Source organism: Streptomyces sp. MMCC 100, assembly GCF_041538145.2.
Lineage (GTDB): Bacteria > Actinomycetota > Actinomycetes > Streptomycetales > Streptomycetaceae > Streptomyces.
The window spans coordinates 7548939-7571733 of the sequence record NZ_JBGORK020000001.1 but is presented as its reverse complement, the minus strand read 5'-3'; the positions used below and the strand labels follow the sequence as shown (position 1 = coordinate 7571733).

The 22795-nt window shown below is 73.4% G+C and carries 20 protein-coding genes; 12 read left to right on the top strand and 8 right to left on the bottom strand.

What is annotated here, in order from left to right:
• Window positions 1-277 precede the first annotated feature (277 nt).
• Entirely contained in the window at window positions 278-1153 is an 876-nt protein-coding gene (locus ABS735_RS35085) for a GNAT family N-acetyltransferase (protein WP_373904109.1), read from the top strand.
• Between the two features lie 166 nt (window positions 1154-1319).
• Window positions 1320-2723 carry a PAS domain-containing protein gene (locus ABS735_RS35080; RefSeq protein ID WP_373904108.1) on the top strand — a complete coding sequence of 468 codons (1404 nt, stop codon included), beginning with the start codon at window positions 1320-1322 and terminating at the stop codon, window positions 2721-2723.
• A 23-nt stretch (window positions 2724-2746) separates the two neighbouring features.
• Here the strand turns inward: ABS735_RS35080 and ABS735_RS35075 are convergent, their stop codons facing one another.
• Window positions 2747-3502: an SIS domain-containing protein gene (locus ABS735_RS35075; protein ID WP_373904107.1), complete on the bottom strand. Its 756-nt coding sequence runs from the start codon at window positions 3500-3502 to the stop codon at window positions 2747-2749.
• A 223-nt stretch (window positions 3503-3725) separates the two neighbouring features.
• Between ABS735_RS35075 and ABS735_RS35070 the strand changes: the two genes are divergently transcribed.
• Window positions 3726-4418: an iron-dependent transcriptional repressor DtxR gene (locus ABS735_RS35070; RefSeq protein ID WP_373904106.1), complete on the top strand. Its 693-nt coding sequence runs from the start codon at window positions 3726-3728 to the stop codon at window positions 4416-4418.
• 499 nt (window positions 4419-4917) lie between these two features.
• The gene (locus tag ABS735_RS35065) at window positions 4918-5814 is read left to right on the top strand and encodes an alpha/beta fold hydrolase (RefSeq protein ID WP_373904105.1); all 897 of its coding nucleotides are present in this window, start codon (window positions 4918-4920) and stop codon (window positions 5812-5814) included.
• Between the two features lie 68 nt (window positions 5815-5882).
• On the opposite strand, the gene ABS735_RS35060 is transcribed toward ABS735_RS35065, so the two are convergent.
• From ABS735_RS35060 to ABS735_RS35050, 3 genes are all read right to left on the bottom strand, one after another.
• Window positions 5883-7535 (bottom strand): transporter, encoded by a 1653-nt coding sequence (locus ABS735_RS35060; protein WP_373904104.1) that lies wholly within the window; start codon window positions 7533-7535, stop codon window positions 5883-5885.
• Window positions 7532-8323, bottom strand: a complete 792-nt coding sequence (locus ABS735_RS35055) for an ABC transporter ATP-binding protein (protein WP_373904103.1) — start codon at window positions 8321-8323, stop codon at window positions 7532-7534. The genes ABS735_RS35060 and ABS735_RS35055 overlap by 4 nt, the downstream gene beginning before the upstream one ends.
• A 112-nt stretch (window positions 8324-8435) precedes the next feature.
• Entirely contained in the window at window positions 8436-9089 is a 654-nt protein-coding gene (locus ABS735_RS35050) for a bifunctional DNA primase/polymerase (protein WP_373904102.1), read from the bottom strand.
• 357 nt (window positions 9090-9446) lie between these two features.
• Here ABS735_RS35050 and ABS735_RS35045 point away from each other — a divergent pair, with 357 nt between their 5' ends.
• Window positions 9447-10832: an NsdA family TPR-like regulatory protein gene (locus ABS735_RS35045; RefSeq protein ID WP_052839198.1), complete on the top strand. Its 1386-nt coding sequence runs from the start codon at window positions 9447-9449 to the stop codon at window positions 10830-10832.
• A 201-nt stretch (window positions 10833-11033) separates the two neighbouring features.
• Complete coding sequence (locus ABS735_RS35040) at window positions 11034-12728, top strand: hypothetical protein (protein ID WP_373904101.1); 1695 nt, start codon at window positions 11034-11036, stop codon at window positions 12726-12728.
• Window positions 12729-12764: 36 nt separating this feature from the next.
• Here the strand turns inward: ABS735_RS35040 and ABS735_RS35035 are convergent, their stop codons facing one another.
• Window positions 12765-14084: an ABC transporter substrate-binding protein gene (locus ABS735_RS35035; RefSeq protein ID WP_373904100.1), complete on the bottom strand. Its 1320-nt coding sequence runs from the start codon at window positions 14082-14084 to the stop codon at window positions 12765-12767.
• A 116-nt stretch (window positions 14085-14200) separates the two neighbouring features.
• Between ABS735_RS35035 and ABS735_RS35030 the strand changes: the two genes are divergently transcribed.
• Together ABS735_RS35030 and purU are read left to right on the top strand one after the other, a co-directional pair.
• On the top strand, window positions 14201-14701 hold the full coding sequence (locus ABS735_RS35030) for an SCO4402 family protein (protein WP_373904099.1): 501 nt from the start codon (window positions 14201-14203) through the stop codon (window positions 14699-14701).
• Between the two features lie 47 nt (window positions 14702-14748).
• Window positions 14749-15642: a formyltetrahydrofolate deformylase gene (gene purU, locus ABS735_RS35025; RefSeq protein WP_373904098.1), complete on the top strand. Its 894-nt coding sequence runs from the start codon at window positions 14749-14751 to the stop codon at window positions 15640-15642.
• A 191-nt stretch (window positions 15643-15833) separates the two neighbouring features.
• On the opposite strand, the gene ABS735_RS35020 is transcribed toward purU, so the two are convergent.
• The gene (locus ABS735_RS35020; protein ID WP_373904097.1) at window positions 15834-17120 is read right to left on the bottom strand and encodes a zf-HC2 domain-containing protein; all 1287 of its coding nucleotides are present in this window, start codon (window positions 17118-17120) and stop codon (window positions 15834-15836) included.
• Window positions 17117-17710 (bottom strand): sigma-70 family RNA polymerase sigma factor, encoded by a 594-nt coding sequence (locus ABS735_RS35015; protein ID WP_373904096.1) that lies wholly within the window; start codon window positions 17708-17710, stop codon window positions 17117-17119. Before ABS735_RS35015 ends, ABS735_RS35020 begins: the two co-directional genes overlap by 4 nt.
• 319 nt (window positions 17711-18029) lie before the next feature.
• On the opposite strand from ABS735_RS35015, the gene ABS735_RS35010 reads away from it, so the two are divergent.
• The 3 genes from ABS735_RS35010 to ABS735_RS35000 all read left to right on the top strand — a co-directional run bounded on the left by ABS735_RS35010 (window position 18030) and on the right by ABS735_RS35000 (window position 20080).
• Entirely contained in the window at window positions 18030-18410 is a 381-nt protein-coding gene (locus ABS735_RS35010; RefSeq protein WP_007388697.1) for an STAS domain-containing protein, read from the top strand.
• Between the two features lie 184 nt (window positions 18411-18594).
• A complete protein-coding gene (gene calD, locus ABS735_RS35005; protein ID WP_373904095.1) occupies window positions 18595-19107 on the top strand; it encodes a calcium binding protein CalD in 513 nt (170 codons plus the stop codon).
• 496 nt (window positions 19108-19603) lie between these two features.
• Entirely contained in the window at window positions 19604-20080 is a 477-nt protein-coding gene (locus ABS735_RS35000; protein WP_373904311.1) for an ATP-binding protein, read from the top strand.
• Between the two features lie 289 nt (window positions 20081-20369).
• Here ABS735_RS35000 and ABS735_RS34995 read toward each other — a convergent pair whose 3' ends face one another.
• Window positions 20370-21395, bottom strand: coding sequence for a GlxA family transcriptional regulator (locus tag ABS735_RS34995; RefSeq protein WP_373904094.1), 1026 nt, complete (start codon window positions 21393-21395; stop codon window positions 20370-20372).
• Window positions 21396-21466: 71 nt separating this feature from the next.
• Here ABS735_RS34995 and ABS735_RS34990 point away from each other — a divergent pair, with 71 nt between their 5' ends.
• Complete coding sequence (locus tag ABS735_RS34990) at window positions 21467-22777, top strand: MFS transporter (protein WP_373904093.1); 1311 nt, start codon at window positions 21467-21469, stop codon at window positions 22775-22777.
• Window positions 22778-22795 lie beyond the last annotated feature (18 nt).

The window sequence follows — 22795 nt, the reverse complement described above, 5'->3', positions numbered from 1 at the left end:
GGACGTACCGGCGACTCGCGGGTCGGGTGACTGCTTGGGATTGGGCCGGCTGCACGCGTCTGTCACGCGCTGGTCCGGCGCCGCACTCCGTGTGGTGCCGGGCCGCTAGCCCGCAGCCACCTCACGCGTCCGGATGTCATACATTCGCCGGATCACCTCCCTTCTCGTGTACGGCCCACCCTAAGAACCGGTCGGCCGCCGATCAATCGAATTTCCGGATCGATTCGTCGTCGATCTCCCATGGACGCGTCTTCGCTGGTCACCTACGGTTTCGCCCATGACGGAACGACAGGGGGCCCCGCCGGTGAGGCGGGCGATAGTCAGCGGGTCGACGTTCGAGGAGCGGATCGGGTACGCCCGGGCCGTCGTCGACGGGGACTGGGTGCACGTGTCGGGGACGACCGGGTTCGACTACGCGTCGATGACGATCTCCGAGGACGTGGTGGAGCAGGCCGAGCAGTGCCTGCACAACATCGGGGCCGCGCTGGCCGAGGCGGGATGCACCTTCGCGGACGTGGTGCGGGTGCGCTACCTGCTGCCCGCGCGGGAGGACTTCGAGCCGTGCTGGCCCGTGCTGCGGCGGGCGTTCGGACAGGTGCGGCCGGCCGCGACGATGATGGTGTGTGGGCTCGCGGACGAGCGGATGCGCATCGAGGTCGAGGTGTACGCGCGGCGCGGCACGGTCGCGGCCGGCGCGGGCTCGGCGCTGCGGATCGAGCCGGTGGACGGGGACGCCATGGTGGAGGAGTGGCGGCACGTGCACAACGTGATCGTGCCGCCGGCCGCCATGACCCTCGACGAGGCGCGCGAGCGCGCCGGGCGCAACCGGCTGGCCAACGCCTACCTCGGGGACACGCTCGTCGGCTGCTCCACCGTCCGGCCACCCGGCGGCGAGGAGCGGGTGGCGACCGTGATCGCACGGGTGCTGCCGGCCTACCGGGGGCGCGGGATCGGCACGGCGCTCTACGAGGCGGGGCTGGCGCACGCGCGCGAGCTGGACGCCGCGGCGGTGGAGACCGTGGTGCTGGCGGCCAACGCCGACGGGTTGCGGTTCGCCGGGGCGCGTGGGTTCGTGGAGAAGGAGCGGTACGTGCTCGACGGCGAGCGCGACGAGTGGGTCGATCTCAGGCTCGCCGCCGCCCGCCCGGCATGACCCCGCCGTGCCCCGTCATGACGGGGGCTTATGCCGAGTTTCCGCAGTACAACGATTTCCGCGAACTTGCGGGAACCCGGTGTGTGCTGCATCACGTTCGAGTTGAATGAAGGCCAGTGAGCGAACCGACGTACCGTACGGCGGACGCAGCCTGCAGGGGGTCCAGGTGAGTGCTTCCCGGCGTAGTGGGACCACCGACGAGCTGGGGCCGGACGAGCCGGAGCAGCCCGAGCGGGACGGCGCGGACCTGTTGGCCGCGCTCCTCGACGGCATGGACGCGGCCCTGTGCGCCTTCGACGCGGACGGGGTCGTGACCCACTGGAACCGCGAGGCGGAGCGGATCCTGGGCTGGAGCGCGGCCGAGGCCGTGGGAAGGCAGGGCTTCGCCGGGTGGGCCGTGCGCAGCGCGGACGCCGGGGAGGTGGAGGACCGGTTGCTGTCCGCCATGCGGGCGCCGGGGCGCCAGGTGCACGAGTTCGCGCTGCTGACCAAGGACGGCGGCCGGGTGCTGGTGCGCACCCAGTCCGCGGCGGTCCGCGGCCCCGACGGGAAGCCCGCGGGGGTGTACTGCGCGTTCAGCGAGGTGCACGCGCAGATCGACCTGGAGCGGTCCATCGCGCTGAGCGAGGCCCTGCTGGAGGACGCGAGCTGGGGTGTCGTCCTGGTGGACGCGGATCTGCGGCCCGCCGTGGTCAACGCGCACGCGGCCCGGGCGCTCGGGGCCGGGCGCACGTCCGTGCTGGGGCGGCCGCTCGGTGATCTGCTCGCCCAGGGCGTCGAGGAGCTGGAGAACGCGCTGACGCACGTCCTGGCCGAGGGCGCGCCGCCCGCGCCCGCCGAGGTGTGGGTGAGCCTGCGCACGCCGGAGGGCGAGCGGCGCCGGTGCTGGCGCAGTGGGTTCGTGCGGCTGGCCTCGCCGCTCGCGGAGGAGCCGGTGCCGTTGGGTGTCGGCTGGCTGTTCCAGGACGTCACGGAGTCGAAGCAGGGCGAGCAGGAGGCGGCGCTGCTGCGCTTCCGGGCCAACCAGCTGCACCGGGCGGCGCGTGCCGCGGCCGAGTGCGAGGACCCGGCGGAGGCCGCGATCGTCCACCTGGACTTCGCGCTGGCCGGGTTCGCCGACCACGCCCTGATCGACCGGGTCGTGGGCGGGGCGGCGGTGGACACCGACGCGGCCGAGCCGGTGCGGCTGGTGCGGGTCGCGGCCACCCCGTCCGGCGCGCCGGGGCCCAGCGTGCCGTCCGGGACGTCCGGGATGCCGGTGCGCTACGGCGAGGGGCACCCCGCCGTGCAGTGCGTGGAGCGGGCGGGCTCGGTGCGGGCCAGCGCCGGTGTGCGGGCGGTCCCGGCCGAGCAGGTGCGCCGGTGGGCCACGGCCCGCCAGTGGCCGGAGGACACGGTGCACGGCCTGTGCGCGGTGCTGCGCAGCCGCGGCCGGACGCTGGGCGTCGTCACGTTCCTGCGCGGCGCGGGACGCAGCGCCTTCGAGCGGCCGGACGCGATGTACGCCGAGGACGTGGCGGTCCGGATCGCGAACGCCCTGGACCTGGCCGGCGTGCTGGAGCGGCCGTAGCCGGGGCGGGGCGCCGGCTTCGCTCAGCGGCGGTAGAAGATGCGGTCCCGGTACTGCTCCAGCACCCGGCCGTTCCATTCGTGGCCGCCGTCCACGTTGCCCGAGCGCAGCAGTGGGGGTTCGATGCCGCGGTCGGCGAGGGTGGCGGCCGCCGTGGCCGTCATGGCCTGCATGAGGGCGCTGGTGACGACCGTGGAGGCGGGTGCGAAGGGCGCCGGGACGGTGTCGAGGGTGAGCTCCGCGTCGCCGACGGCGATCTTGGAGTCCAGTACGACGTCGCAGTGGTCCTTGAGGAACGTGCCGGAGGCGTGCCGCGACGTCGTCTCGGAGGCGTAGGCCACCGAGGTCACGCCGATGACCCGGACGCCGAGGGCGCGGGCGTTCATGGCCATCTCCACGGGCAGGGCGTTGCGCCCGGAGAGGGAGATGATCACCAGGGCGTCGCCTTCGCGCAGCGGGGAGGAGTCGAGGACGGCGCTCGCGAGGCCGTCGACGCGTTCCAGGGCGGAGCCGAGCGTGGCCGGCATCACGTCGACGCCGACGACGCCGGGCACGGCGAGCAGGTTCATCAGGGCGAGCCCGCCGGCGCGGTACACGGCGTCCTGGGCGGCGAGGGAGGAGTGACCGGCGCCGAAGGCGAAGAGCCGTCCGCCGTTCTGCACGGTGTCGGCGAGCAGCGTGCCGGCCGCCTCGATGCCGGCCGCCTCCTCGTCGCGGACGCGTCGCAGGAGGTCGATCGCCGCGTCGAGGAACTGGCCGGCCGGCTTGTGGTCGCTCATGCGGGACCCCTTCGGAGTGGCTGCGTCGCGGATCACGGTGCGGTCTGGACCAGCGCGGTGTCAATACGGCGTCGACGGGGCGGGGGAGGCTGTGAGCGGGCCCCGTCGGGTCCGGCTTTTCGCGGCGAGGCACGGTTGTCGGTGGTATGCGTCAGAATTGGTTGCAGGGCCAGCGCACGCGCCGGTGGGCCGTAGCCTCCGGCAATCTCATCAAGGGGCACGTATGTCCGGACTGATCGACACCACGGAGATGTATCTCCGCACCATCCTCGAGCTGGAGGAGGAAGGTGTGATCCCGATGCGCGCCCGGATCGCCGAGCGGCTCGACCAGAGCGGTCCGACGGTCAGCCAGACGGTGGCGCGGATGGAGCGCGACGGCCTGGTGTCCGTGGCGGCGGACCGGCATCTGGAGCTGACCGACGAGGGCAGGCGGCTGGCGACGCGCGTGATGCGCAAGCACCGGCTCGCGGAGTGCCTGCTCGTCGACGTGATCGGCCTGGAGTGGGAGCAGGTGCACGCCGAGGCCTGCCGCTGGGAGCACGTGATGAGCGAGGCCGTCGAGCGTCGCGTCCTCGAGCTGCTGCGGCACCCGACCGAGTCGCCGTACGGCAACCCGATCCCGGGCCTGGAGGAGCTGGGCGAGACGGACGGTGCCGATCCCTTCCTGGACGAGGGCATGGTGTCCCTCGCCGACCTCGACCCGGGTCTCGAGGGCAAGACGGTCGTCGTGCGCCGTATCGGCGAGCCGATCCAGACGGACGCGCAGCTGATGTACACGCTGCGCCGGGCCGGGGTGCAGCCCGGCTCGGTGGTGAGCGTGACCGAGTCGGCGGGTGGCGTGCTGGTGGGCAGCGGCGGTGAGGCCGCCGAGCTGGAGGCGGACACCGCCTCCCACGTGTTCGTCGCCAAGCGCTGACCGGACCCGAGAGGGCCCGTTGACCGGGCCCCGTTGATTCGGGGCTCCAGTGCGCCGAATCGCAGCGGCCGGACGCTTCGCGTGCGAGGCTGTGGCGTGAGGCACAGGACGTGTGGGGCTCTTGGCCGTGGCCGACAGCGATGTCGCCCGGGCCGGAGAGGGGGAGGGGCGTGCCGGAGAGACGGAGAGGGCCCCGGCGCCGTGCGGCGCCGGGGCCTGTCCTCCCCTGTGCTGACCTGGAGCCCCGAGCTCTCAAGGTCAATCCCCTCGGACCGTTTTCCCCGAGCGGTCCGCCTCCCGTTGAAGATCTCCCCTGGGCGGCGGCGATCAATCCCTGAGTGGTGTCACTCGAATGAGGGGTGTTGCTCATCGGGACAGCCTTTTCGAATGGGTATTCGATAAGCTTCGATACTCTGCACGGCAGGCAGGACACGGTTCAGGACCGGCCGGCCCCGCGAGGGCGGGCGGGTCCGAGCGAAGCTTGGGGGTGCCAGGACCTATGGCGCGGCGCATCGACGTGACCGGCGCGGGCGGCGTACGCCTCGCCGCCTGGGAGTTCGGCGACCCTCCCAAGACCGACCGGACGCACGACACGTCCGGCCCCGCATCCGCCCCCGCGTCCGGTGACCTGCCCGGCGTGCTGTTATTGCACGGCCTGATGGGCCGCGCCTCGCACTGGGCCCCCACGGCCCGCTGGCTCTCCGCCCGCCACCGTGCCGTCGCCCTCGACCAGCGCGGCCACGGCCGCAGCGACAAGCCCCCGCGGGCCGCCTACACCCGCGAGGCCTACGTCGGGGACGTCGAGGCCGCCCTGGAGCAGCTCGGCCTCGGCCCGGCCGTCCTCATCGGCCACGCCATGGGCGCTCTGACCGCCTGGCAGCTCGCCGCCAAACGCCCCGACCTGGTCCGCGGTCTGATCATCTGCGACATGCGGGCCTCCGCCCTCGGCGCCGCCTCCCAGCACACCTGGACCGAGTGGTTCCGTGCCTGGCCGGTCCCCTTCGCCACGCTCGCCGACGTCCGCAAGTGGTTCGGCGAGGACGACCCCTGGGTGGAGCGCCCGAACCCGGCCCGCGGCGAGTTCTACGCCGAGGTGATGGCCGAGTCCCCGGACGGCTGGCGCCCCGTCTTCGAACCCGAGCAGATGCTGCGCTCGCGCGAGACCTGGGTCTACGACGCCCACTGGGAGGAGCTGGCTCAGGTCCGCTGCCCCACCCTGGTCGTGCGCGGCCTCGACGGCGAGCTGGGCCGCGCCGAGGCCCAGGAGATGGTCCGCGTCCTGCCGAACGGCCAGTACGCGGAGGTCGCCGACGCCGGCCACCTCGTCCACTACGACCAGCCGGAGGCGTGGCGGGCGGCCATCGAGCCCTTCCTGGACACCCTCAGGGACGCCTGACCGCCGCGAAAGGCCGACGCCCGCGGAGACGGCACGTCACCCGTCCCCGCCCGCCCCGGAAGGGCCCGTCACCCCTTGCTGACCGCCGTGAGGATCTCCGGCAGCCGGTCCGCCGTGCGCGGCGCGGCCAGCCGCAGGCCGAGCAGCGCCAGCGCCGCGCCGTACACCGCGCCGACCGGCAGCAGCAGCCAGCCCCGGTCGCCGGCGCCCGCGCTCACGTTCACCCAGATCGTGAGCGCGATCACGGGCGCGCACAGCAGGGCCGCACCGATCATGCCGCCGAAGATCGAGACCCAGGCCAGCCCGACCTGGCCGGGGGCGACGTTCTTGTACCCCTCCTGCGGGATGGAGTACGGGAAGCGCGCCGAGGTCCACGCGCCGGTCGCCAGCATCGCGCCGAGCAGCGCGAAGGACAGGCCGAGCGCCTCGGGCAGGGTCCGCCAGTCGTCGAGCATCGCGGTGGTCAGGACCGTGACGAGGGTGGCGTACGGCAGTGTGATCAGCAGCAGCGCCAGCGCGCGGGCCCGCAGTTCGACGTAGGCGTCCCTGGTCGAGGAGATCGTCATCGCGACCATCCAGAACGCGGACGTGTCCTGCCCGAACTGGTTGTACATCTGGATGCCGAGCATCCCGGCGGCGAAGCAGGCGAAGTAGACCGAGCCGGTGCCCTGCCAGGCGTTGAACACCGGCACGATCAGGCCGATGGCCAGCGAGGTCACCCACGCCGCCTTGGTCTTCGGGTCGCGCCACACATAGCGCAGGGTGCGCTCCATGGTGGTGCCGGTGCGGCCCGCCGGCAGCCACCGGGCGCCTCCGGCCGAGCCGCGCTCGCGCACCGCCCCGGTGTCGCTCTGGATCGTGGAGCCGTCGGGCGCCGTCATCAGCCGCGTCAGATGCCCGGCCCACACCCGCAGCAGCAGCACCAGCGCCGCGGCGGTCAGCGCCAGCTGGGCCACCGCGACGCCGTACGACCCGTCGCTCGCCGCGTCCATCGCGCCGACCGCCGACGCGGGCGGCACCCAGCGCACCACGTCGGCCACCGGGTCGAGCTCCCCGAGCCCCGCCGAGCCCAGCCGCTGCGCGCCGAAGTTGACGAGCTGCGCGCCGATCGCGACGACCAGCCCGCTGAGCACCGCGAGATCGCGCCCCTTGCGGCTGGTCAGCAGCCGTACGTTGGCGGCGGCGACGGCCCGCGCCAGGGTCACGCACACCAGCAGCGCGAGGACCGCGCCGACGACCCCGACGGCGTACGCCGCCCCGCCGTGCGCCACCGCGACCACGGAACCGGCGAACATGCACAGCGTGAACAGCGGCCCGATGCCCACCAGCGAGGACGTGAGCAGGGCCCGCACCAGGGGGCCGGGCCGCAGCGGCAGCATCACCAGCCGGGTCGGGTCGAGCGTCTCGTCGCCGCCGGGGAAGAACAGCGGCATCACCGCCCAGCCCAGGGCGAGCACCGCGGCGAGCAGCACGACCAGCGAGTCCACGTGCGCGTACCCGCGCAGTGCGATCAGGCCGATCAGCTGGAGCGCGGCGAAGAGCAGCACGACGACGGCCGAGGCGATGTAGGCGGCCCGCCGCCCGCCGGACTGGCGCAGGCCGTTGCGCAGGAGCGACAGCTTCAGCCGCACGAAGACCGAAGTGATGGACGGGACGGTTCCGCTCGACGGAACCGATCCGCTCGACGGAGCCGAGGCGTCCGGTCGGGTCTGCGCGCTCATCGGGACCCGCCGCCCAGCCAGTCCAGGTCGGAACCGGCGTCCCGGCCGCCCGCACCGACGAGTTCGAGGAACGCCTCCTGCAGCGAGGCCGCCTCGCCGCGCACCTCGGCGAGGGTCCCGGTGGCGCGGATGCGGCCGGCGGCCATGACGGCCACCCAGTCGCACAGCGACTCCACCAGTTCCATGACGTGGGAGGAGAAGACGACGGTGGCGCCGGAGGCGGTGTAGCGCTCCAGGACGCCCCGGATGGTCTGCGCGGAGACCGGGTCGACGCCCTCGAACGGCTCGTCCAGGAACAGCACCTCCGGGTTGTGCAGCAGCGCGGCGGCGAGGCCGATCTTCTTCCGCATGCCGGTCGAGTAGTCGACGACCAGCTTGTGCTGGGCCCCCGCGAGGTCGAGCACGTCGAGCAGCTGTGTGGCCCGCTTGTCGACCTCGTCGCCGGGCAGACCGCGCAACCGGCCCGTGTAGCCGAGCAGTTCCCGTCCCGACAGCCGCTCGAACAGCCGCAGCCCCTCGGGCAGCACCCCGATCCTGGCCTTCACCTCGGCCGGATCGCGCCACACGTCGTGCCCGACGACCTCGACCGACCCCTGATCCGGCCGCAGCAGCCCGGTCACCATGGAGAGCGTGGTGGTCTTCCCGGCCCCGTTGGGCCCGACGAGCCCGATGAACTTCCCCGCCGGCAACTCCAGATCGATCCCGCCCACGGCGACCTGCTGCCCGAACCGCTTCCAGAGCCCCCGCACCCGCACGGCGCTGTTACTCACCACATCTCCCTCCGTCAACTTCGCACCCTACGGGGGGAAGCGCCCCGAAGGGGCGCGGGGAACTGCGCGATCAACCACGTACGGCCGGCAGCCGCCAGAACACAGCAACCCGGCAGACGAACAGGCGCCCCTAACGATCCCGCCCGCACGCATACGCCAACGGCGAGATCAACTCCTCCACATCCGGCAACCACCGATTCGCAGCCGTCGGCCGGCAGGCCCACTGCACCGCACCCCACGTCCCGAACCGCGTCGGCGGCGCCGCCACATACGCCCCCTCCCCGAGCACGCCCAGATCAAGAACCCGGGGCGACCACCCCAACCGCCGCACCAGATCGGGCACCTTCACCCCGGCCCCCGGCAGAACGAAGAACCGCATCCGCCGGTCCGGCGCCAGCGTCACCGGCCCCAGCGTCAGCTCCATCCGCTGCATCCGGGCCAGCGCCAGGAACCCGGCGGTCTCGGGGACGTCGATCGCGTCGAACGTCCGCCCCGTGGGCAGCAGGATCGAGGCCGTCTGCTGCTTCTGCCACATCCGCCGGGCGACGGTCGCGCTGCCCGTCGCCTGCGCCGCCCAGTCCTCGCGCGCCGGGTGCGCGCCCGGGGCGGCGCACACCGGGTCGCCGCAGGAGCAGCGCTGCACCCCGTCGGCGGGCACCAGCCAGGTGCCGGGAAACACGTCCCAGTGACGCTCCTCGGCGTAGCGAACGGCGGTCTCCAGCAGCGATGTGCCGCGCTGCTGCGGGATCTGGGCGGCTTCGGTGCCGGGGATGGTCTCTTCCACGTGAACCTCAACTCCCGTGCTCACCGGGGGTTACGGGGGTTCCGCGCGCGGGGGAGGTGCATCGATGCCGCATTCGGGGCGCATGGGTGCATACGTGGGGGCGCGCAGGAGGATTCGCCGCGGGAGCTGGGTAGCCACGTCTGGGGCCGACGGGCCGACGTGTGCCGTCGCCCGGCAGTCCGCACTGCTCCGCGCTCCTCGTTCACCGCACTCCTCGTCACCGCAATCCTCGCAAGCTTCGCAAGTCTCGCATTGTCGGCACATCGACGGGGCATTGATCTTCACGGCCGGATCCGTTCCTCCGACGGTCCGCCGGGACAGCATCGAGACCGCATGAGACCGCATGGGGGTTACGCCATGGCCGCAAGGCCTCTCGTCGCGCGGCAGCCGAACGAACGACTGCAGGCGCTCATTCAGGAAGCGGGCTGCTCGAACGCGGGCCTCGCCCGCCGGGTCAACGTGTGCGGGGTCGAGCACGGTCTCGACCTGCGGTACGACAAGACCTCCGTGGCCCGCTGGCTGCGCGGACAGCAACCGCGGGGCCGGGCGCCGGCGATCATCGCCGAGGCGCTCGGACGCAAGCTCGGCCGCACGGTCACGATCGACGAGATCGGCATGGCCAACGGCAAGAACCTCGCGTCCGGCGTCGGCCTCCAGTTCTCGCCGACGGTACTGGGGGCCATCGAGCAGGTCTGCGAGCTGTGGCGCAGTGACGTGGGGCGCCGGGACTTCCTGTCCGGCTCCTCCGTCGCCGCCTCCGCACTGGTCGAGCCCAGCCGGGACTGGCTGATTTCCGCCCCCGACCCGCAGGTGTCGCGTTCGGCGGGGCCGCGGGTGGGCCAGTCCGACGTGGCGGCCGTACGCGCGATGACGCAGGCCCTGGTGGACCTGGACCACCAGTACGGCAGCGGGCACGTGCGCCCCGTCCTCGTGCACTACCTGAACAGCGTCGTCTCCGGACTGCTGGCCGGCTCCTACCGGGAGGCGGTCGGACGGGAGTTGTTCGCCACGGTCGCGCGCCTGACGGAGCTGGCCGGATACATGGCCGTCGACACCGGCCAACCGGGCCTCGCCCAGCGGTACTACATCCAGTCGCTGCGGCTCGCGCAGGCGGCCGGGGACCGCGGCTACGGCGGGTACGTGCTGGCCGCCTCCATGAGCCATCTCGCCGCGCAGCTCGGAAACCCGCGCGAGATCGCCCAGTTGGCGCGGGCGGCGCAGGAGGGCGCACGCGGACGGGTCACGCCGCGCGCGGAGTCGATGTTCCACGCGGCCGAGGCTCGGGGCCACGCGCTCCTCGGCGACGTACGGGCGGCCCACGAGGCGGCCGGACGGGCGGTCGGCGCGATGGAGTCGGCCGATCCGGCCTCCGGGGACGACCCGGTGTGGATCGCGCACTTCGACGACGCCTATCTGGCCGACGAGTTGGCGCACTGCCACCGAGACCTCGGACAGGCGGACGCGGCGGCGCGCTACGCGCGGCAGTCCCTGGACGGGCACCCCGAGTCACGCGCGCGCAGGCGGGCCATCGGCCATGTGCTGTTGGCCACTGCGCAGGTGCAGCAGCGGGAGATCGAACAGGCCTGCAACACGGCGACGAAGGCCGTGGAACTCCTGGAGACGCTGCGCTCGAACCGGGGCGCGGAGTACCTGGACGACTTCCAGGCCCGGCTCGAGCCGTACCGGGAAGAAGCGGTGGTCAGGGAGTTCGGTGCCCGGCTCGACCTGCAGGCCGCCGCGTGAACGGACGGGGCACGGATGAGTGAACAGGCGTGAAACCGCGCCGTGGTGAGCGGAAAGGGACATCAACAGCGTGCCGCGGCCCGGTTTTGTTACTGCTGTCCCAGGGAAGGAGTTGACGCCCCGGGCGGCGTGGCAGTGGGCTCGGGGGACCCGGTAGCGTGAGCCGACGATTCCGAAGGTCCCCCATTCGTAGGAGTCCCGGTGACGCAGAGTGGACAGGGCGAGGAGCCCTCGGCGCGGCAAGCGCACGAAGGCATCGTGCTGCCCTCGGACGGTGGCGAGCCGCTGCTGCCCGGTCTGGCCGGCGCGCCCGTCGGCCCCCAGGCCGGTGGCCCGCCCGCAGCGGCGCCGCCCGGCGGCCAGGCCTGGGACCGGCCCTGGGGCCCCGAGCAGCAGCAGAGCCCGTCCGCCGGCCAGGGCTGGCCCACGCCGCCCGGCGCCCAGCCGTGGGGCGCTCCCGAGACCTCTCAGCCGTCCGCCGGCCCGCCGCACGCCTGGCCGCCCGCGCAGGGCGACCCGGGTCAGGCCCCCGGAGCCCTGCCGCCCCAGGCCGGCCCCGGACCGCTGCCGCCGGAGGGCGCGCAGTCCCCGTCGTACGGGGCACCGGCGGGCGACCGGTCCTACGGTGCGCAGCCCTCGTACGGGCAGCACCCGCACCAGCAGTACCCGCACCAGCAGCAGCATCAGCAGCAGTACGGCGGGGCGGTCGCGCCGCTGCCGTCCGCGCCGCTGCCGTCCGCCGACGAGGGTGCCACGCAGTACATGCCGCCGGTCGGAACGTCGGCCGACGAGGGCGCCACCCAGTACATACCGCACATACCGCCCGCGGGCCCCGGCGCGCTGCCCCCGGAGAGACCCGCACAGCCGCACGCCGCCGAGTCGACGCAGTACCTCGGCCAGGCCCCGCAGTACCCCGCGCAGCCCGCGGCCGGGCACCAGCCCGCGCCGCCCGCACCCGCGCCCCACCCGGACGCGGAGGCCACGCAGTACATCGCGCCCGTGCCCGGCGGCCCCGCCGGCGCCCCGTTCGGTGCCGGGCCCGGCACCGACGAGGGGCGTCAGCCGCCCGCCGAGTTCGACAACCTCTTCCGCGGTGCCGACGGCCCGGCCTCGGCCACCCAGCAGATGCCCCGCTTCGACGCGCCCCAGTCGCAGTACCCCGGCGACCAGCCCATGTACGCCCCGCAGGGCCCGGGCGGCGGCGGTGGCGGCGGCAGGCGGCGCGGGGACGGTGGCGACGGCGGCCGGGGCGGCCGGGGCGGGCGTACCGGTTCGCGGCTGCCGCTCATCGCGGCCGTCGGCGTGGGCATCGCCGTCGTCGGGGTCGGCGCCGGCGCGATGATGGCCGGCGGGGGGGAGGACGAGGACAAGGGCGGCAACCAGACGGTGTCCGCCACGGCCCCCGCCTCCGAGTCCGCGTCCGCCTCGGCCTCGCCGTCCGTCGATCCGGTCCGGCAGCAGGCCGTCGAGCTGGACAAGCTGCTCGCCGAGAGCGGCACCGGCCGCACCACGGTGATCAACGCCGTGGGTGACGTGAAGACCTGCGACAACCTGCCCCAGGCGGCCAAGGACCTGCGCGAGGCCGCCAAGCAGCGCAGCGGGCTGGTCGACAGCCTCGGCAAGCTCTCCGTGGACAAGCTGCCCCAGCACACCGAGCTGACCACCGCGCTCACCAAGGCGTGGCAGGCCTCGGCGTCGGCCGACAACCACTACGCGGCCTGGGCCGACCGGACGGCCGGCAAGAAGGGCTGCAAGAAGGGCAAGGCCGCCACCCAGCCGTCGGCGGCCAACCGGGCGAGCGGCACGGCCAGCCAGGAGAAGACCAAGGCCGCGAAGCTCTGGAACGCCATCGCCAAGAAGTACGGCCTGACCGAGCGCCAGCCGACCCAGCTGTGAGCGGGCGGTCCGCTCCGGACGGGCCCCGCGCCGGTCTCAGGCCACGTCCGCGTCCTGCAGGGTCCGGGTGGTGTCCACGGCGCCCTCGCGGGCCGAGGCCAGGCGGCCCTCCCGTACGACCTGGAGGGTGACCTCGGCGTTGACCAGGCGGGGGAAGCCGACCGAGGCCAGCTTGTCGGCGAAGGTCCACCGGAGGTCGGGCGTGAGTCCGCCCGTGCCGACCTCCAGACCGTCGTCGAGGGCCCGCCTGACGGTGTCGGCGCTCACCTCCCCGTCGCCGAGCGACTCGACGATCTCCTTGAACACCGTGTACGCGATCCAGGTCGTCTGCACCCCGGCGTCCGCCGCGTCGACGTCGTTGTCGCCGAACGCCTGCTCCTTGATCAGCTTTTTCAGCCCGTCCCAGGCCGGGTCGCCCACCGACGGGTACCAGCCGGTGACGTACGCCCCCTCGTAGGGCCCGGTCGCCCCGCCGCTCGCGTTGACCGTCGTCTGGTCGACGCTGCCGAGCACGGTGGCGGTCCGTACGTCGGGGCGGCCCTCGCGGGCGCGCCGGAAGGAGTCCATGAAGGTGCCGGTGCGGTCCCCGAGGACGGGCACGACGCACCCCGGCTTCCCCCGGCCGGCGTCCTCCCGCGCCAGTGCCTGCTCGGACTGGTCGTCGTACGAGGTGGCGTCCTCCGCCGCCTTCTGGTCGTGGGCCCGCTCGTGCCCGCCCGAGACCAGCCCCGAGTCCAGCAGCGCGGGCAGCTGGTCGCCCGCGATCGTGTCGGGGCGGACCAGCGTGACCGGCCCGCAGGAGTCGGCGAGCGCGCTGCCGAGCCCCGCGAGGAGCGCCGGCTGGCCGCCGTTGACCGGGTACGACAGCGGGCTGGTGAACTCCGTGTTGGTGAGGCCGTAGCCGCCGATGTACGGGATGCGGGCGCCCTCCAGCACGGGGAAGAACGAGTCGGCGTGCTGGCTGTAGGAGCCCACCACGGCGACCGCGTTCTCCTTGACGGCACGGCGGGCGCACTTCGCGGCGGCCACGCTGTCGTTGTGGTCGTTGCAGGTCAGGACGTTGAGCTTGCGGCCGCCGAGACCGCCCTGGGCGTTGATCCAGCGGGCGTAGGCCTGGGCGAGCGCGGGCATGCCGGGTTTGTTGGTCGCGCCGGTGTCCTGCGGCGCCCAGGTCATGACGGTGATCGGGCCGTCGCCCCCGGAGCCCCCCGTGGCACCGGGGACGACCCCGCAGCCGACGGCGAGTGACGCGCACGCCGCCAGCGCGCCCGCGGACAGGGCGCCGGTGCGGGTGGCCCGGGAGCGGCCGCGGGGGCCGCCGGGGAGAGTGCTGCGGATGGGTCGCCTGCCGGTCATGTCCCCGCACGATTCCGTCACACGGCCAACCCGGGAGTGACCCGCGGTCAACGCGCGGTGACGCGGAGGTGAATTGCGGGGGCCGGCGGGACGCGGGGAAGAGGAACGTAGGATCGATGACCGTGCAAGGTTCGGAGAACTCTTCCCGTCGCGGCCGTCGCTCCACCACCATGGGCGGCATGCCACTCAACGACATGCCGTGGTGGCGCTGGCGCAGTCAGGTGCGCTCCGCGCTGCACATGCTCTCCGCCCCCGCCTTCCAGCGGGACGTCTGGCTGGCCGGCGTCGACGGCTACGGGGACGTCACCGACGCCGTGTACCGCCTGGTGGAGGACACCTGGCTGGACCACTGGTCGGCCGAGAAGTACGTGGGCACGGTCTTCCGCGACTCGCAGGAGGCGGCGCTGGTCGACACCGCCGTGCTGCGGGTCCTGCGGATCATGCACCAGGTCGGGCCGGACGCGCCGGTGACCGCGTACCTGGACCACGCGGACTGGCCGGAGGCGGTGCGGGCCGCGCGCGACGCGCACGTACGGCTGGCCACCAGCGACGGCGAGGACCCGGAGGCGGAGCCGCGCACGCTCGAGGTGCTGCAGATCCTCACCCGGTCCGCCTGACGGGACGGCACGCGGTCCGGGAGGCCGGATATGGGACCCTGTGCTGCATGAACGCGCAGTCCTCCGCCGCCGTCCCCTCGGCCGACGCCCCGGCCGACCAGTACGTCCTCACCCTGTCCTGCCCCGACAAGCAGGGCATCGTGCACGCCGTCTCGAGCTACCTGTTCATGACCGGCTGCAACATCGAGGACAGCCAGCAGTTCGGGGACCACGACACGGGCCTGTTCTTCATGCGGGTCCACTTCTCGGCCGGCGAGCCGGTGACCGTGGACAAGCTGCGCGCCAGCTTCACCGCGATCGGCGACGCCTTCCACATGGACTGGCAGATCCACCGGGCCGACGCGAAGATGCGCATCGTGCTCATGGTGAGCAGGTTCGGGCACTGCCTGAACGACCTGCTCTTCCGCGCGCGGATCGGCGCGCTGCCCGTGGAGATCGCGGCCGTGGTGTCCAACCACACCGACTTCGCCGAGCTGGTGGGGTCCTATGACATCCCCTTCCACCACATCCCCGTGACGAAGGACACCAAGCCGGAGGCCGAGGCCCGGATCCTGGAGATCGTGCGCGAGGAGAACGTCGAACTCGTCGTGCTGGCCCGCTACATGCAGGTCCTCTCGGACGACCTGTGCAAGGCGCTCAGCGGGCGTATCATCAACATCCACCACTCCTTCCTGCCGAGCTTCAAGGGCGCGAAGCCGTACCACCAGGCGCACGCGCGGGGCGTGAAGCTGATCGGCGCGACGGCGCACTACGTGACGGCCGACCTCGACGAGGGGCCGATCATCGAGCAGGAGGTCGAGCGGGTCGGCCACGACGTCACCCCGGACCAGCTGGTGGCGATCGGACGGGACGTGGAGTGCCAGGCGCTGGCGCGGGCCGTGAAGTGGCACGCGGAGCGGAGGATTCTCTTGAACGGTCGCCGGACGGTGGTCTTCGCCTAGCGGGGCGGGGGGTTCTGTTTCGTCGGCGGCTGCGGGTGGTCGGTGGTTGCTCGCGCAGTTCCCCGCGCCCCTTGAGGGCGTGCAGTGAACGCCCTCAAGGGGCGCGGGGCTGGATTGAATATGCGGCTCCGCCGCGTGGGCGCGACAAGCCACGAAGCACCCGCCGCCGCCGACGAATCCGCGACCGCCCCCTACATCCGGCTCAAGCTCGCCGCAGCGAACAGGACGTCCCGGATCGCCTCCCGGTCGCCCACCTGACCGGCCGCCGCCTCCGCCGGAGGCACATGGCCCGCCGCCAGCCGGCAGAACTCCACGCCGTCCAGGGCGACATGGGCCACCTCGTGATCGGGCGAGCCCACGGCGCCGGGCGAGTCCAGCGGGATGAGCCACTCGCCGCCGCCCGAGCCCTCGATCTCCAGCCGCAGGCTGCGTCCCGGCTCGCCCGCGGCGACCAGGCGCGGACGGTCGCCGGGCGCGGCCAGACCGGCCCGGCGGCGGGCCGCGAGGACGCCGGGCAGCATCCGGGCCGCGAGGTCGATCATGCCGTTGAGGTGGCGCGCGGACGGCGGCTCGTACGGGTAGTCCACCGCGTCGGCGATGTCCTCCGCGTGCACCCAGCACTCGAACGCCCGGTCCAGCATCGCGTCCCGCAGCGGCAGCTCGAAGTCGCCGTACGAGACCGGCATCCCGCCCGCGTCGCCGGTGAACGCCGCCGTCCGGACGATGCCGTGAGTCTGCTCACGCCAGGGTGCCCGCACCGCGCGGGTGGGCGGGTAGTGCGAGGCCCGCCAGTACGCCTCCGTGCGGGCGGCAGGCGCCTGGGCGGGTGCCGCGATGTCACCCAGCGGGTCGTCGAGGCCCAGGGCGGCCGCGACTGTCCCGTCGACCGTCAGCAGGTGCGCGATGACCCCGGCGACGGTGGTACGGCGGCTCGCGGCGCCGTCGTCCTCGAACCAGCGCAGCCGGACCGGCGCGTGCCACTCGGCGTCCCCGAAGTCCTGGAGCAGCGCGTCGAGGCGGGCGGTCTCGGCGTCGTAGGGGGTGGCCCACTCGGGCACCGGGATGCGCGGCGGACGCCGCTCCAGGCAGCCGTCCAGGACGCGGGTGCGCAGGGCGGGATCCAGGTCCAGGCTCTCCGGCCGCTGGAGCAGCGTGACCGCCTCGCGCAGGCGCAGCGCCTCGTCGGCGCAGGCGTCGCACTCCCCGAGGTGCTCCTCGACGGCCGCCGCCTCCTGCGCCGAGCAGGCCGCCAGCGCCCACGCCCCGAGCAGCGACGTCAGCACCTGGTGCTCCAGCGCGAGCGGCGCCGGCTCGGGCAGCGCCCGCCCGCCGTCCTCGACGGAGGCACGGGGCAGCGGTATACGCGCCCCGGTGCCGGTGCCGGTGCCGGTGCCGGTGCCGGTGCCGGTGCCCGCGTCGCCGTCTGCCCCCTTCCTGTCGTGCTCGTCGTTCCCGTCGTCCTCGTCGTACGCCTTCATGCCGCACCCCCGTATCCGGGCGGCACCCCGGGTGGGGGCGGGGCGGTGCCGGCGTCACGGGCCGTGGACAGGAGCTGGAGGCCCAGGCGGAGGCGGCGGCGGGCCTCGTCCTCCGTGACGCCGAGGTCGGCGGCGGTCTGCCGGTAGTCCCGGCGCTGGAAGTAGGCCAGCTCCAGGGCGGCGCGCAGGGGAGCCGGCATGGACTGGACGATGTAGTCGGCGCGGGCGGCGACCGAGGCGTGCCGCACCTTGGTCTCCAGCTCCTCCGCGGTGCCGGGCCCGCCCCGGACGAGCGCCGCCGTCTCGGTGGCACGCAGCCGCTGGACGGCGAAACGGTGGGTGAGCGTGGCGACCCAGGTGCGCAGCGGGCCCTGCCGGGGGTCGTAGGTGTCGGGATGCTCCCAGACGTGCGCGAACACGTCGCGCGTGATGTGGTCGGCGGCCCGCTCGTCGTCGAGCACGCGGTGCGCCAGGCCGTGCACCAGCGAGGCGAACCGGTCGTACAGCTCCCCCAGGGCGGCGGCCTCGCCGCGGGCGAGCCGCTGCTGCATCTTGCGGTCCCAGCGCAGTGGCACGTCCCTCTTCGCCATGCGGCCCCTCCACCCCCTCGTCGGACCCGGCCTGCGGCCACCCTCTCCCCGAATGTAGTCGGCACGTCCGACAGCGCACGCCCCTTTGCTCCAATGCGCGCCCCCGGCCGGCCGGAGGTGATATGCGCCTCCACTACCCTCTATCGTGCGACCGAAATCGATCGAACAGGATCGAAAGCGTCTGAAACAAGCCTCTTCCGACCGGTCTCCGTTTCCGCCTCGGCGTTTGGGGGAACGGCCGGTGGGCAGGCGCGCCGCCAAGAAGCGTAAGTACGGCTTCCGTTTCGGGTGAATCCAGGCGTTCCGACGGATGAAGGGCATGGTGGTGACGTTCAACGTGACCGGCGGCGAGCGGGGCCGGTGGGCCGTGCTCCAGGTGTCGGGCGAACTGGACCTGGTGACGTCACCGGTGCTGCGGCAGCGCGTGCACGACGAGGTGGCGGAGGGGCGGCACAGCCTCGTCCTGGACCTCTCCGAGGTCCTGTTCTGCGACTCCAGCGGGGTCGGCGTCCTCATCGCCTCCCGGCGGCTCATCCGCTCCTGCCAGGGCAGGCTGCGCCTGATACTGCCCGCCCAGGGAGCCGTCGACGGCTCCCACGTCAACCGCGTCCTCGGCGCGCTGGGCGTGCGCCGGCTCTTCGACTGCCACCCCGACCTCGCCTCGGCGACCGGGGACGAGCCGCGCCCCCTGTCCGCGTAGGCCGATCGCAGCGGCAGCGGCAGCGGCAGCGGCAACGGCGGCAACGGCACGGCAGGGCGCGGTGCGGTACGGCAGCGCGCGCGGTACTGCACATCGCGGCAAGTCCCGTCCGCGCCGGCGTCCGGCGACGTACGCTCCGGGCGGGACGACCCCGAACACCGACGTGAGACGGCCGGAGAGAACCATGGTCAACAGCGAGTACGAGCGCAGGATCGCCGCGCGGTTCACCACCTTCGACCAGGACGGCAACGGCCACATCGACCGTTCCGACTTCAGCGGGGCGGCCAAGGCCCTGCTCGCCGAGTTCGGCGTCGCCGCCCGCTCCGACAAGGGACAGGCCCTGTACGGCGGTGCGGAGGCGCTCTGGCAGGGCCTGGCGGGCATCGCCGACCGGGACGGCGACCAGCGCATCACCCGCGAGGAGTTCGTCACCGCGGCGGTCAAGCGGCTGCGGGACGAGCCGGACCGGTTCGCCGAGATCGCCCGCCCCTTCCTGCACGCCGCCCTGGACGTCGCCGACACCGACGGTGACGGGACGGCCACCGTCGCGGACACCGCGCGGGCGCTGACCGCGTTCGGCGTGCCCGGGGACGTCGCCCGGCCGGTCGCCGCCGCGCTCGACACGGACGGCGACGGCAAGGTGGGGGAGACGGAGATCGTCCCGGCCTTCGCCCGCTACTTCACCGTGCCCGAGTAGTGCCTTGCGGCGCCCGCTCGCGTGGCGCATGTTGCGGATCGTGGCAGAACGGCATCACAGAGCGTTGATACCGGGTTGTGTCCGCCGTGTGACCCGTTACGGCCCGGAGTCGGTGCCACGCTCCGGTACCTTGTGTGGGATGCGAGTGGTCCCGAGCGCCAGCCGTGCCGGAGTTGCCCCTGGGGCGGCTCCGGAACCGACGGTGTGCGCCTTGCCCCGCAGGGCGGAACGGCCGCCGGCCACCGCCTGTTCGACTCCCCGGAACGTGCGTCGCACAGTATGGCGCACGAGTACTCCTTCGCGCTGGAATATGCCCGAAGCGCTTGTTGGCGTGACTGTCCGTCAACCATGCTGTTCCACAAGGGATTCACGTTCGGTGATCCCCGCCCCGGCCGTTGTTCTGGCCATGCTGGAAATGGCTACGATCGTGGCCCTCATGAGGCGCGAGCCTTTGTGTCCGCCGGTTCGGATGGTGTGAGCGGTGCAGGTGCTTCAAGTGCAGCTGGAGGTCCGTCCAGACCCCTCGGAAGTGGGGCGTGCCCGGCGTTGGGCGCGTTCACGCCTCGCCGGGTCGGGGATACGGGCCGATGAACCACTCGCCGAGACGCTGGTCCTGCTCGTCTCCGAACTCGTCACCAACGCCGTGGTGCACACCGGGCGTTCGGCGGTCCTGCGGCTGGTACTGCCGGGGGCGGTGACCGAGGAGACGGAGGAGGCCACCGTCCGCCTCGAAGTGGACGACGCCAGCGACCGCGCCCCGGTGCCCCGTTGTGCGGGCGGCGAAGCGACGGGCGGCCGGGGCCTCGCCCTCGTGGACGGTCTCGCCGACCGCTGGGGCTGGAGCCGGGAGGGTACCGGCAAGCGCATCTGGTGCGAGCTGGACCGGAGCGCCGGCGGCGAGGAGGCCGCGCCCGTCTGCGGGAGTGGCGGCGGCACGGTGGCGTACGAGGGATTCGCGTACGAAGTGGTCTGACGGCCGTGCGCCGGGGCGTGCTTCTGTGCGCGTCCTCGGCGAAACGGTACACAAGTGATGAAACCGCACTCGCCGGTTGACGGATCGTGACCGCTTCCTCACGCTTGTAGCCACGATTCGCCGCGAGGGGACGACGAGGGCTCGGTGACGGAGCCCTCGACGAGCGTGGGTCGTGTCGGCGGCGGTTCCCTCGGGGGCGACGGGAGCCGGGCGGGAGCGCCGGAGTCGGGTGGCGGCGCGCGATGCCGTGCTCGGGGCGGACAACGCCGCGCCGCCGGCCGACGAGGGTTCACTCTCCACAGGCTGTGGACAACTCCGCGCGGAAGGTCCGCCGGTACCCGGTCGGCGTGACCCCGAGTGCGGTCTGCATATGCTGCCGCATCGACTGGGCCGTGCCGAATCCCGCGTCCCGGGCGACCTGGTCGACCGACAGGGCGGTGGACTCCAGCAGGTGCCGGGCCCGTTCGACGCGCTGCCGGGTGAGCCACTGGCCCGGACTGACGCCGACCTCCTCGCGGAAACGGCGGGTGAAGGTGCGTACCGACATCGACTCCTGGGCGGCCATGTCCCGCAACTGGATCGGCTCGTGCAGGCGGCCGAGCGCCCAGGCGCGGGCACCCGTCGTGGACGACTGCTGCGGGTCGGGCACCGGCCGCTCGATGTACTGCGCCTGCCCGCCGTCCCGGTGCGGCGGTACGACGGTGCGGCGGGCCACCTCGTTGGCGACGGCGGTGCCGTGGTCCCGGCGCACGATGTGCACGCACAGGTCGATCCCGGCCGCGACCCCGGCCGAGGTGAGCACGTCGCCGTCGTCGACGAACAGCACGTCGGCGTCCACCCGCACCTTCGGGAACAACCGCTGGAAGTGCTCGGCCGAGGCCCAGTGCGTGGTCGCCGGGCGGCCGTCGAGATACCCGGCGGCGGCCAGCACGAACCCGCCCGTGCAGATCGCGACGAGCCGGGTGCCGGGCCGCACGAGGGCCAGCGCGGCGGCCAGTTCCCCGGTCAGTACGCCCTCCTCGTACACCTGGCCCAGCTCGTAGGAGGCGGGGACGACGACCGTGTCGGCGGTGGCCAGCGCCTCGGGACCGTTCTCGACCAGGATCGCGAAGTCCGCGTCCGTGTCGACCGGGCCCGGCGGCCGGACCGAGCAGGTGACGACCTCGTACAGCGGGCGCCCCGACTCGTCGCGGGCGAGACCGAAGATGCGCGGCGCGATGCCCAGCTCGAAGGGGAGCAGGCCGTCGAGGGCGAGGACGACGACGCGGTGCGGGCGGTCGGAGATGCCGGGGGCGTCGGCAGGGGCGGAGGTCATGGCCCGATCCTAGCGAACCATGTCCTCCGGGCCACTCGTCCGTGCGTCGTCTCCTGCGGAGACTCAGTGACGTGACCCAGACAACCGACGCCACCGCAGTACCCGAGGACCAGCGGGAGCCGGCCCCCCGCCGTCGGCGCGTGCACCGCGCCTGGTGGGTCGCCGCCGTCACCTTCGTGACGATCATCGGGGCCGCCGCCTTCCGCTCCCTGCCCGGCATCCTCATCGACCCGCTCCACCAGGAGTTCGGCTGGTCGCGCGGCACGATCGGCGCCGCCGTCTCCGTCAACCTCGCCCTCTACGGGCTGACCGCCCCCTTCGCCGCCGCCCTGATGGACCGCTTCGGCATCCGGCGGGTGGTCGCCGTCGCCCTGATGGTGATCGCGCTCGGCTCGGGCCTGACCGTGTGGATGAACTCCGCCTGGCAGCTCATCCTGTGCTGGGGCCTGCTGGTCGGTCTCGGCTCCGGCTCGATGGCCCTGGCCTTCGCCGCCACCGTCACCAACCGCTGGTTCACCGAGCGGCGCGGCCTGGTCACCGGCGTCCTCACCGCCGCCTCCGCCTCCGGACAGCTGATCTTCCTGCCGCTGCTGTCCTGGATCGTCGAGACGTACGACTGGCGCCCGGCGGCCGTCACCGTCGCCCTCGCCGCCCTGGCCGTCGTCCCCTTCGTCTGGCTCCTCCTGCGCGACCACCCGGCCGACGTCGGCCAGAAGCCGTACGGTGCCGCGGAGTTCGTGCCCAAGCCCGCCCCCGTGCCCGGTGCCGCCCGCCGCGCCCTGACGGTCCTGTTCTCCGCCGTCCGCACCGGCCCGTTCTGGCTCCTGGCCGGCACCTTCGCGATCTGCGGCGCCTCCACCAACGGCCTGATCCAGACCCACTTCGTGCCCGCCGCCCACGACCACGGCATGCCGATCACCGCCGCCGCCTCGCTGCTCGCCGTCATCGGCGTGTTCGACGTGGCCGGCACGATCGCCTCCGGCTGGTTCACCGACCGCTTCGAACCGCGCCGCCTGCTCGCCGTCTACTACGCCCTGCGCGGCGTCTCCCTGCTCTTCCTCCCCATGCTGCTCGCGCCGAGCGTCCACCCGCCGATGGTCTTCTTCATCGTCTTCTACGGCCTGGACTGGGTCGCCACCGTCCCGCCCACCCTCGCCCTGTGCCGCGAGCACTACGGCGACGACAGCGCGATCGTCTTCGGCTGGGTGTTGGCCTCCCACCAGGTGGGCGCCGCGCTCGTCGCCTTCCTCGGCGGTGTGGCCCGCGACCACTTCGGCTCCTACGACGTGGTGTGGATCGCCTCCGGCGCCCTGTGCGCGGCAGCGGCCCTGATGGCCCTGGTGATCCGGCGGCGGCCGGCTCCGGTGACCGTTCTGTCATGAGCAAGTCGTAGGCTGCGC

What these genes read in the sequence shown, in the direction of transcription:
- ABS735_RS35085 (WP_373904109.1), top strand. Translation starts at nt 278, where the DNA reads ATGACGGAACGACAGGGGGCCCCGCCGGTGAGGCGGGCGATAGTCAGC.
- ABS735_RS35075 (WP_373904107.1), bottom strand. Translation starts at nt 3,502, where the DNA reads ATGAGCGACCACAAGCCGGCCGGCCAGTTCCTCGACGCGGCGATCGAC.
- ABS735_RS35070 (WP_373904106.1), top strand. Translation starts at nt 3,726, where the DNA reads ATGTCCGGACTGATCGACACCACGGAGATGTATCTCCGCACCATCCTC.
- ABS735_RS35065 (WP_373904105.1), top strand. Translation starts at nt 4,918, where the DNA reads ATGGCGCGGCGCATCGACGTGACCGGCGCGGGCGGCGTACGCCTCGCC.
- ABS735_RS35060 (WP_373904104.1), bottom strand. Translation starts at nt 7,535, where the DNA reads ATGAGCGCGCAGACCCGACCGGACGCCTCGGCTCCGTCGAGCGGATCG.
- ABS735_RS35045 (WP_052839198.1), top strand. Translation starts at nt 9,447, where the DNA reads ATGGCCGCAAGGCCTCTCGTCGCGCGGCAGCCGAACGAACGACTGCAG.
- ABS735_RS35035 (WP_373904100.1), bottom strand. Translation starts at nt 14,084, where the DNA reads ATGACCGGCAGGCGACCCATCCGCAGCACTCTCCCCGGCGGCCCCCGC.
- ABS735_RS35030 (WP_373904099.1), top strand. Translation starts at nt 14,201, where the DNA reads ATGACCGTGCAAGGTTCGGAGAACTCTTCCCGTCGCGGCCGTCGCTCC.
- purU (WP_373904098.1), top strand. Translation starts at nt 14,749, where the DNA reads ATGAACGCGCAGTCCTCCGCCGCCGTCCCCTCGGCCGACGCCCCGGCC.
- ABS735_RS35020 (WP_373904097.1), bottom strand. Translation starts at nt 17,120, where the DNA reads ATGAAGGCGTACGACGAGGACGACGGGAACGACGAGCACGACAGGAAG.
- ABS735_RS35015 (WP_373904096.1), bottom strand. Translation starts at nt 17,710, where the DNA reads ATGGCGAAGAGGGACGTGCCACTGCGCTGGGACCGCAAGATGCAGCAG.
- ABS735_RS35010 (WP_007388697.1), top strand. Translation starts at nt 18,030, where the DNA reads ATGGTGGTGACGTTCAACGTGACCGGCGGCGAGCGGGGCCGGTGGGCC.
- calD (WP_373904095.1), top strand. Translation starts at nt 18,595, where the DNA reads ATGGTCAACAGCGAGTACGAGCGCAGGATCGCCGCGCGGTTCACCACC.
- ABS735_RS34995 (WP_373904094.1), bottom strand. Translation starts at nt 21,395, where the DNA reads ATGACCTCCGCCCCTGCCGACGCCCCCGGCATCTCCGACCGCCCGCAC.